Annotated in this window: 2 protein-coding genes; both read right to left on the reverse strand. The window is 68.5% G+C overall.

The features are described 5' to 3' along the window. Window positions 1–229: 229 nt before the first annotated feature. Window positions 230–1,525, reverse strand: coding sequence for a prolipoprotein diacylglyceryl transferase (lgt, locus tag AB4Y86_RS18175; RefSeq protein ID WP_441403547.1), 1,296 nt, complete (start codon window positions 1,523–1,525; stop codon window positions 230–232). A gap of 3 nt (window positions 1,526–1,528) precedes the next feature. Then, window positions 1,529–1,761: tryptophan synthase subunit alpha (locus tag AB4Y86_RS18180; protein ID WP_441403548.1), on the reverse strand; the 233-nt coding region annotated here is incomplete at its 5' end.

Genomic DNA, 1,761 nt, shown 5'->3' on the forward strand with positions numbered 1-1,761 from the left:
ACATTGGCCCGAATCGAGGCGCCGGTGTGACGGGCGCAACAACGTGATTTTCCTACTCGAATTGTAGGCCAGCACCGCTTTCTGTACGAACAGTTACGCGGACCGCCGGCCCTGGTTTGCACGGTGTTCGGCTGTCTGCTGCCGGTAGTCCATGCAAACCCTGTCGCCACGACGCTGTGGACCCGGGCCCAGCAGGCGGTCGCCCTGCAGCCCGGTTGTCGGCGCTGAGCTACTTGGTGCTGTCAGCGTCCGGAATGGTTCCCACGGCACGCCGGCCGGATACTCCGGCTGCCGGCCTTTCGCCGGCAGGTTTGGTGCCGTCGGCGGGTTCCCCGCCCGACGCAGCCGCAGCCGCATCGGTCGAAGCCAGAGCGCGGCCCCCATCGCTTTGGCCCTCCGGGAGATTATCACGCGACTCAGTATCTGAGACATGAGAGTCCGCATGGTGGACGCCGGCAGCGTCGGTGCCGGTGTCGCCGGCAGCGTCGGTGCCGGTGTCGCCGGCAGCGACGGTGCCGGCGTCGGTGCCGGCGTCGGCGTCGGCGTCGGCGGCATCTTCTTTGGTTTTGCCGTCGGCGACGGCGTCCGCGTCCGCGCCGTCGTTCACCGCCGCCGCGGTTTCCGGTTCGCGCCCCGGCAGGTACGGAGTGTCCGACCCGTCAGTCTTGCGCAGGCCGAGGACGATGAAGACCACCAGCGCGGCGACCAACACGAAGATACTGGTCCAGACGTTGAGCCGCGTGGTGATGCCGAACAGACTGATCTGCTCGGCGTCGTCGATCCGCAGCGCCTCGATCCAGACCCGGCCCAGCGTGTAGTAGATGGCGTAGAGCCAGAAGAGCCGGCTGCGGCGGAAGGAGAACTTCCGGTCCAATGCCAGCAACGCCGCAACCCCCACGAGGCTCCACAGCGATTCGTAGAGGAAGGTCGGGTGGAACAGGGTGTCGGCGGGCATACCGGCCGGGAAGTTGGGGTTGGACGGGTCGATCTGGAGGCCCCACGGCAGGGTGGTGGGGGCGCCGAAAAGTTCCTGGTTAAAGTAGTTTCCCCAGCGGCCGATCGCCTGGGCCAGCAGCAGGCCCGGGGCCGCGGCGTCCACAAAGGCGCTGAGCTTGACGCCCGCGCGGCGGCAGCCAATCCAGGCGCCGACGACGCCGAGTACAACGGCGCCCCAAATGCCGAGCCCGCCACGTTGGATCTGTGGAATCAGGGACAGGTCGCCGGTGCCGTCGAAGCCGGGACCGAAGTAGGCGTCCGGGGAGGACACCACGTGGTAAAGCCGCCCGCCGACGATGCCGAACGGGATCGCCCAGATGGCGATGTCCCAGACGCTGCCCTCAGGCGCGCCACGGCGCGCCCAGCGCACCGACGTCAGCCACAGGCCGACGACGATGCCGGCCAGGATGCACAGCGCGTAGGCGTGGATGCGCAGGGTCCCCCAGGGCAGCGGGATATCGAAACCGGACCAGCCCGGACTCGGAATGYTCGCGGAAACCATCGCTGCCGCGTGGAGGACTGACTGCATTGCTTACGCTTCTTCCTGGCTGAGGCCGGTGCTGAGCTCTTTCGTCAAGGACGCTACAGCATCCACGCCGCCCTCACCGATCGCCGCGACGAGGGCCGTGCCGACAATGACGCCGTCGGCGTAGGCGGCGATTTCGCGAACGTGCCCCGCGTTGGAGACGCCCAGGCCGACGCAGACGCGCTCGGCACCGGCGGCGTGGGCCGCGGCGACGACGTCCTTGGCGGCGGAGCTCACCG

This window comes from Arthrobacter sp. 2YAF22_2, from assembly GCF_052114645.1.
Classification (GTDB): Bacteria; Actinomycetota; Actinomycetes; order Actinomycetales; family Micrococcaceae; genus Arthrobacter.